This is a genomic window from Paraburkholderia sp., from assembly GCF_034668105.1.
Classification (GTDB): domain Bacteria; phylum Pseudomonadota; class Gammaproteobacteria; order Burkholderiales; family Burkholderiaceae; genus Paraburkholderia.
The window spans coordinates 1-7,982 of sequence record NZ_JAXDPY010000401.1 but is presented as its reverse complement, the minus strand read 5'-3'; the positions used below and the strand labels follow the sequence as shown (position 1 = coordinate 7,982).

Sequence of the window (7,982 nt, the reverse complement as noted above, 5' to 3'; positions counted from 1 at the left end):
ACGGCTCGCCTTCATGCAGCGTGACCGTCAGATACATGTCCTTCTTGTCCGGCGAGATCGACACCTGGGTCGAGTCGATATTGAACTCGAGGTAGCCGCGATTCAGGTAATACGAGCGGACGTTTTCGAGGTCGCCGGTGAATTTGTCTTTCGCGTACAGGTCGTTCTTCGTGTACCAGGAGAACCAGTTCGGCGTGGACAGCTGCATTTCATCACGCAATGTGTCCGTGCTGAATGCGCTGTTGCCGATGAAATTGACCTGGCGGATCTTCGCACTCGGACCTTCCGCCACCGAGAACAGCACCGACACCCGGTTGCGGTCGATCGGCGTGATCGTGGTGGTGACTTCGGCGGCGTAGTAGCCGCGCGTGAGGTACTGGCGCTTCAGCTCCTGCTCGGCCTTGTCGACGAGTGCCTTGTCGTAGTACTGGCCTTGCGACAGGCCGACCGCGTGCAGCGCCTTGGTCAGGTTGTCCTTGTCGAATTCGTGAATGCCGGAGAAGTCGATCGTGCCGACGGCCGGACGCTCCAGCAATTGCACGACAACGACATCGCCTTCGGTCGAGATCTTGACGTCGTTGAAAAAGCCCGTGGTATACAACGCGCGAATGGCGGCAGAAGCCTTGTCGTCGCTAAAGGTGTCGCCTTGCTTGATGGGCAGGTACGCGAACACGGTACCGGGTTCGATGCGTTGCAATCCTTCGAGCCGGATATCGCGAATCACGAACGAATCGCTAGCGTGCGCGGAGATCGCCACCACACTTAGACCGACGAGAGTCACCGCCCTGCTACGGCGTGCAGATGAAGTTTGAACAAGCATGCAAAGGGAAGCCAAGTGATAGAGACACAACGTGGAGACCCGACCGACCGCAATACGCTGTGTCGCATATCGATCGAGGGCGCGGGAGATTGAGACGCGGGCTCTATTGCACCGTGATAGCGGACAGATCACCGACCTTTGCGATGCCGCTCACAAGCGCCAATACTTCCGTCATGTGGGCAGCCTCAGTGCGTTGCATGCGAAACGAGAGTTCCGCGCCGCCGGGCAAACGGAATGTAAGGATCAGATGGGCTGCCGCACCTGCGTCCTTGCCAACTTCCCAGGCCTCACACGGCATGGCGAATTTCACGCTCTTTTTCTTGCTGCGGATCCGCTCCGAGACGCCGATCGCATTCGACAATGCCGCCAGCAACTCGTGCATGACCGAGCAATGCAACGCAATGCTCGAAGTTTGATTGGCCTTCAACATCAAATACTGGCCGTCGCCCGTCAATTCGAAGCCGCGTACGGAGTCGATCGCAAGGGAGGGTCGCGGTGCCATTGAGCACTCCAGAATCAAGCAAGGACTGAAGTGTAGGACGCGCTCCCATGTCTTGAGTTACGCGGTATTAACTAAACTTTCCTTTGCCCGCTATCTGTTACTGAATATTCACGCCAGCAAATTGATGTGCCCGGCGAGCAACGTCGACCCGGGACATGACTCGTCGGATAGAAAAGGAAACGCAACGTGAATTGAGCGCCGCCGCACGACGCGGGAACGACATGCCCCGGTTTTTTTCGAGTACTTCGGAGCGCGTTCCCTGTTCGGACTATTGCAAGCTGTTGGCGGTCGCGGAACCGTTGAGTTCGGTCTCGTCGCGGCGCTCAGCTGTCTGCGCGTCATTTGGAATCGGCGAACGAAGATCGCTTTTGATGAACCTGGCAAACCGGGCTTTCGCCTCGACAATGTGCCGGGTCGCCGCTACTGTCAGTTGCTGATCGTGAATGGCCAGAATTTCTTCGAGCATACTCGCGACATCCGCGCTGATTTGACACACTCCGTCGTGCTGCGCCCTGCCGGCGGCCTGATCCAATGCAGCCTCCGCTTGTCGATACAAATCGACAGGTACCTTACCGAATCCAGCTTCTTGTAAGTAGTACGTCAGGCATACGACCCGGTTCAGCTCATTGATCAGATGAGCGTTTCCTTGTCCTTTGCGACAGACCGCAAGAGCGAGGTGATTCGCGAGCGAGATATCAGAGGCCGCCTGGTTCGTCATTGGGAGCAGCATCTGCTTGCTCGGGTGACGCCGACCAAAAGAAGCGCGGCCCGTGGGCCGGCGAGTACTATGGGACATTGAGAGTGTATCGAATAGAGAGTTGCGAAACGGCCCTACTGACATGCGAATAATCGACATTCACGGTTGGGTCGCGTCAATTCTATAGCGATATCGGCAAGGCCGCATTGACGATAAAAATTACAACGGCATTGTGCCGTTTACTCGCATGGGAACTCGGAGGCCACTTGCAGAAAGGCCTGAATCAATCGGATACGGACTGACGTGCGTCCCCATATCAACCCGACCACGCGCTTCTGAAAGGGATACGGCAGCGGCCATTTGGCAAGTGAGAGATCGGGGAGCGGTTTGGTCGTCCAGTCGGGTACGAGCGAAACGCCGAGACCGCGGTCCACCAGCGCGGCAATCGCGCCGAGCCCGTCCAGCTCGCAGCGTTGATGCGGGGTAATGCCATGTTGCCGAAGATAGCTCTCGGCGAGCTGGCCGCCGACAACATTGCGGTCGTAACGGAGAAACGGTTCCGTCTGCAACGTGACGTGCGGATCGGTCACGTTCATCGCGGCAGGCGTCAGCAGCACGAGCGGCTCTTCCCTGAACGTGTGCCAGTCGCAACTTTTCGGCAGATTGAATGGCGGCCGTGCAACGATTGCGGCATCCAGATCACCACTGACCACTTTCCGGTACAGGTCGTGCGAAGTGCCGGGCTCGAGATAAAAATCGATGCCGGGGTGACGCGCCAGCAGTTCGGCAAGCATCACGGGGATCAGACTCGTCATCATCGTGCCCATGCCGCCGAGGCGCAGCTGTCCACCCAGCGTCGACGGATTATCCAGATCCGACTTCAGGTCGCGGATCTCGTGCAGCACCTTGCGAGCGCGCTCGAGGATGCGCTCGCCAGCCTCCGTCGTGCCGACAGTGCGCCCGCAGCGCCGCACAAGCTGACCGCCCAGCTCCGTTTCGAGCATCTTCACGCGCTGTGCCACCGCGGCCGGCGTCAGGTCGAGCCGGCGGGCGGCTTCCGCGATCGAGCCAAACTCGACCACGTAGACAAAGCTCTGAAGATAGCGGGAGTCCATCGAAAGAAATTTTATGTTTTGAAGAAAGTAAAGACTACTTCTTCTGAGGGGCAATGCCTAGCATACTCGTCGCAAACATTCCCCCAGTGCGTCCGTAGCTAGTCGAATCGGGCTGCGACGTCGATGAAACGGCTGTTCTGAGCATGTAATCACCTGGCAGGGCTGATGGACCAGGAAAGGCGCGAACGGGTGCCTGGCGATTCACAAAAGGAAGGAGACGATGACGGTACCAGCCAGCCTATCCGGCGCAACGGAGACGCTTGTCAAAAGCGTTGCGCTATTCAACCTGGGCACGTTGATCAACGACCAGTCGTCATTGACGATGCGGCGCGGAATGGGTACGCGGGTCGAGGTTCCCGTAACCGGCGCCTTGATCGAGATGACGGACGGTGAACATATTCTGTTCGATACCGGGCTTCTGCCGCACGACTGCGCACGTGACGATGGCGCCGATCCCTGCCTGTCGATGAAGCGGTTTTCCGAAATGATCGCGCGCTATGACCGGCAAGACGACATTCGCGCCCGGCTGGCCGAGCTCGGTCACACGCCGGAGGACGTCAAGATCGTCATCAACAGCCATTTCCACTGGGATCACTCCGGCGGCAACCTGTTGTTCCCTCATGCACGCTTCCTGGTACAGAGTTCGGAATACCGCTTTGCGTATCAACCAGACAGCTTTGCCGCGCGGCCGTACGAGCGCGCCTACTTTGATTGCGACATCGACTATGAACTGTTGCGCGGCGATCAGGTGGTCAAGCCCGGCGTCGCCGTGCTCACGACACCGGGCCACACGCCGGGACATCAATCGTTGATGGTGCGTCTGCCGTCGGGCTCGCTCATGATCTTGACCGGCGACGCCGTGTTCTGCCCCGCCAACCTCGAACCTACCTCGCCGCCCGGCAATGCGCACACGACCGAACAGGCGATCGCATCGATCGCGCGGCTGCGCCTGCTGTGCGAGTTCTTCGGCGGTGAAATGGTGATCTGCCACGATCCTGGCTTCTGGAAAAAATGGCAACCGGCGCCGCATCGATACACGTAAGCTGAAAGCAAAAAATAAACATGTGCTGTGGCGTGGGGCTCATTGCCGCCTCCTCGCCATGCACCGGAAACATGGAGACAGACGATGAAGCAAAGATGGTTTCGCTTACTGCCCGTAATGATGATGACCCTCATCATCGCGTTCATGGACCGCACCAACATCGGCTTTGCGATTCCGTCGATGGGCAAGGAACTCGCGCTCACCACCTCGATTCTCGGATTCGCGTCGGGCGTGCTGTTTCTCGGCTACGGCGCTTCGCAGATTCTAGGCGGCTGGATCGCCGACAAAGGCTACGGCAAGCTGCTGATCGCCGTGCTGATGGTGCTGTGGGGCGTGATCGAAATGGCGCAGGGTTACGTACACAATGCGCAGCAGCTGGTCGCGGTTCGCTTCGCGATCGGCGTCTTCGAAGGTGGCATATTCCCGACTTTCCTGCTATTCGTCAGGAACTGGTTTGCACCGTCCGAGCGCGCCCGCGCAAATGGCATCTGGCAACTGTGCTACCCGTTCGCCGCGATGGCGAGTGGTCCCATCGCGGGCTACATCCTGAAGCTCGGCGACTGGCGCACGTTGTTCATCGTCGAGGGCGTGTTCCCGCTCGTATGGGTATTCGTGTGGCTGTGGGGCGTGGCCGATACGCCGCGCAACGCGAAGTGGCTGAAAGCGGCCGATCGCGCGCAACTGCTCGAACATCTCGACTCGGAAAGCAAGCGGCACGCGTCGCCGGCGCCATCGTCAATACGGGTGTCATTCGGCTCGCAGTTGCGGCGTCCGGCGGTGTGGCTCTTCGCAACGGCGATCCTGCTCTGGAACACCGGCTTCCTCGGCTTTGTGATCTGGCTGCCCAGCGTGATTCATCAACAGCCGGGGCTTTCGCCGGTCGACATCGGCTGGCTCTCGTCGATTCCCTACGCATTTGCGATCGTGCTCATGCCGATCCTGACTTACTGGTCCGATCGCAAACTGGACCGGCGGCTCTTTTCCGCGATACCGCTGGCTATTTCCGGCCTCGCCCTGCTGGTTGGCGGCGAAACTTTTGAGTCAAGTCCGTTCGTGGCGAACATGGCGCTGCTCGTGATCGCCGGCGCGACACTTTACGGATCGCAGCCCGTACTCTGGTCGATCGCCACCGATCTCGTGCCTCCCGAAGTGACGGCCCGAATCAGCGGCATGATCAACGGTATCGGCATGATCGGGGCATTTGGCGGACCTTACTTCGTCGGCTTCGCGCGCTCGCTGACCAACTCGTTTTCCGCCGGACTGTTGGTGATGGGCCTCTGTCTGATCGGCACCAGCGCGTTCGTGATGCTGATCAAGGAAACCGCAAAACCGGGACCTCGGCGCGATACGACGGTGGAGCCGAATATGGGCCGTAGCTGAGCCCGGGCATTCACCCTGGCTCAGCTAGTACCCGACATTCCCGCGCGCGCGGTTCGGCACGTCGAATGCCGCTCATCGCGAGCGGCATCGTGCGCCTTGCGCTCAGCCGCCGTGCAGCGCCTTGCTCAAGCCGGCATCGGACAACGCACACAGCGCCACCGCCGACCAGTCATGTTCAGCGCCGAGCCCTTGCGAGCGCAACGTCAGAAACCGGTCATGGACGAGACTTGCTAACGGTAGCGGAACGCCAAGTGCCTCGGCGGCCGCCAGCATCAGGCGATTGTCCTTCTGGCCGAGCGGCAACGAGAAACCAGGCGGCTGGAATTGTTGCGACGCGATCAGCGGACCGTAGATCTTGTAGGGCGCCGCATTGAAGTTCGCGCTCGTCAACAGTTCGACCAGACGCATCGGATCGATGCCGGCCTTGCCCGCGACGGCACACGCTTCGCCCAGCGTTTCGATGATCACGGACAGCATGAAATTGCCGATCAGCTTCACCAGATTGGCCTGCGAAGGATCCTCGCCGACAATCCCGACCGACTGCCCAAGCGTTTCGAGAAGCGGCACGGCAACCTTGAGGTGCTCGTCCGCTCCGGCCGCCATGATGAACAGCTTGCGCGCCGCCGCGGCGTCGGGCCGGCCGAATACCGGCGCGGACACGAAGGCAAGACCCGCTTCACGGTACTTCGCTGCATGATCCTGCGCGGTGGCGACGCTGATCGTGCTCATCGAGATGTGCAACGCGCCCGGTTTCAGCGTGGTGGCGATGCCCGCCTTGCCGAACGTGACCTCCGCGTGTGCCGCATCGTCGGCCACCATCGTGAACACCACGTCGGCCCCGAGCGCCGCCTGTGCGGGACTCGACGCGACGCTCGCGCCCGCTTCGCGCAACGGTTGCGCACGGCCCGGGCTCCGGTTGAACACCTGCACCTCATGTCCCGACTCGATCAGGTTCTTCGCAATCGCGGCGCCCATCGAGCCAAGTCCTACAAATCCAATTTTCATCATCACATTCCAAATGATCAGCCGCGCGAACGCGGCCTGTTTCAGACTGCAGACTGATAGACCTGACGGCTCACGTCGAGCGTCACGTCACCGTTTTCGCCCAGTGCCGTCATGCCGTGCTCTTCGAGCTTCGCGATCAAGGTGCTGATCGACTGGCCGCCAATCTGGTAGTCGCGCAAGCGGGTGCCCACCGACATGCGTTCGAAGAACACGCGGGTCGCCGTGATCGCCGCACTGATACGCTCGTCCTCGCTGCCCTCGGTGATATTCCAGACGCGTTCGGCATACTGCAGCAACTTCGCGCGCTTCGACTCGCGACGCACGCTCAGCATGGCCGGCAACACGACGGCGAGCGTCTGCGCGTGATCGAGTCCGTGCAGCGCCGTGATCTCGTGGCCGAGCATGTGGGTCGCCCAGTCCTGCGGCACACCGGCGCCGATCAGGCCGTTCAGCGCCAGCGTTGCCGTCCACATCAGGTTGGCCCGCACCGCATAGTTGTGCGGTTCGGCAAGCGCTTGCGGGCCGACTTCGGTCAGCGTGAGCAGCAGGCCTTCGGCGAAACGGTCCTGTACCCTGGCGTCCACCGGATAGGTCAGATACTGCTCGACGATGTGAACGAACGCATCGACGACACCGTTGGCAATCTGTCGCGTCGGCAACGAATAAGTCGTGGTCGGATCGAGCACCGAGAAGAGCGGATAGGTCGCGTCGCTCGTGAAATACAGCTTGTCGCCCTTCGCGCGGTGGCTGATCACGCTGCCATTGTTCATTTCCGAACCGGTGGCGGGTAGCGTCAGCACACTGCCGAACGGCATCGCGTCGCGCACCGGCGCCTGCTTGGCCAGAATGTCCCACGGCTCGCCGTCGAACTTCACTGCGGCAGCGATGAACTTGGTGCCGTCGATCACCGAGCCGCCGCCCACCGCCAGCAGAAAGTCGATGTTCTTCTCACGCACGAGCGCAACCGCTTCCATCAGCGTTTCGTAGGTGGGATTCGGCTCGATGCCGCTGAACACGTGCCACGCGCGCTCGCCGAGCGCCGCCTGCACTTGCGCGAGCACACCGTTGCTCTTGATGCTGCCGCCGCCGCATGTAATCAGCACCCGCGCGTGAGGCGGGATGTGCGTATCGAGTGCGGCAATCTGCCCTTCGCCGAAAATGATCCGTGTGGGGTTGTGAAACGTAAAGTTCTGCATTGAATCACTATTCCTTACATTGAAATGACCGGTCGTCTTAAAACGGAATAAACGGCTGCCCGAATCGAAACCGGACGCCGTTCAAACTCGCTACGACCGTTACTGCGGGGATTTGAAAAACAGTTCGAACATTGAATGCACGCAAGCCTTCAGCGGCTCGACCGAGTCATCGATCTTCATGCGCAACAGGCTGCCTTCCCATGCATTCCAGAACAGGTCGGCCAT

The 7,982-nt window shown here is 60.2% G+C and carries 8 protein-coding genes; 2 read left to right on the top strand and 6 right to left on the bottom strand.

Translation table 11 applies throughout. From position 1 onward, the window contains the following. The 4 genes from bamA to QOC89_RS17895 form a co-directional block, all read right to left on the bottom strand. Nucleotides 1-820, bottom strand: an 820-nt coding sequence (gene bamA, locus QOC89_RS17910) for an outer membrane protein assembly factor BamA (RefSeq protein WP_323046244.1), incomplete at its 3' end; no start/stop codon positions are given. Nucleotides 821-923: 103 nt separating this feature from the next. Further along, nucleotides 924-1,322 (bottom strand): hypothetical protein, encoded by a 399-nt coding sequence (locus QOC89_RS17905; protein WP_179742196.1) that lies wholly within the window; start codon nucleotides 1,320-1,322, stop codon nucleotides 924-926. A 268-nt stretch (nucleotides 1,323-1,590) separates the two neighbouring features. Next, nucleotides 1,591-2,052 (bottom strand): hypothetical protein, encoded by a 462-nt coding sequence (locus QOC89_RS17900; RefSeq protein ID WP_323046243.1) that lies wholly within the window; start codon nucleotides 2,050-2,052, stop codon nucleotides 1,591-1,593. A gap of 206 nt (nucleotides 2,053-2,258) precedes the next feature. Continuing rightward, nucleotides 2,259-3,134: a LysR substrate-binding domain-containing protein gene (locus QOC89_RS17895; RefSeq protein WP_323046242.1), complete on the bottom strand. Its 876-nt coding sequence runs from the start codon at nucleotides 3,132-3,134 to the stop codon at nucleotides 2,259-2,261. 220 nt (nucleotides 3,135-3,354) lie between these two features. Between QOC89_RS17895 and QOC89_RS17890 the strand changes: the two genes are divergently transcribed. After that, the gene (locus QOC89_RS17890; protein WP_323046241.1) at nucleotides 3,355-4,176 is read left to right on the top strand and encodes an N-acyl homoserine lactonase family protein; all 822 of its coding nucleotides are present in this window, start codon (nucleotides 3,355-3,357) and stop codon (nucleotides 4,174-4,176) included. Nucleotides 4,177-4,260: 84 nt separating this feature from the next. Then, entirely contained in the window at nucleotides 4,261-5,556 is a 1,296-nt protein-coding gene (locus tag QOC89_RS17885; RefSeq protein WP_323046240.1) for an MFS transporter, read from the top strand. Between the two features lie 102 nt (nucleotides 5,557-5,658). Here QOC89_RS17885 and QOC89_RS17880 read toward each other — a convergent pair whose 3' ends face one another. Continuing rightward, complete coding sequence (locus tag QOC89_RS17880; protein ID WP_323046239.1) at nucleotides 5,659-6,561, bottom strand: NAD(P)-dependent oxidoreductase; 903 nt, start codon at nucleotides 6,559-6,561, stop codon at nucleotides 5,659-5,661. Between the two features lie 41 nt (nucleotides 6,562-6,602). Then, nucleotides 6,603-7,757, bottom strand: a complete 1,155-nt coding sequence (gene yqhD, locus QOC89_RS17875; RefSeq protein ID WP_323046238.1) for an alcohol dehydrogenase — start codon at nucleotides 7,755-7,757, stop codon at nucleotides 6,603-6,605. Nucleotides 7,758-7,982: the final 225 nt, after the last annotated feature.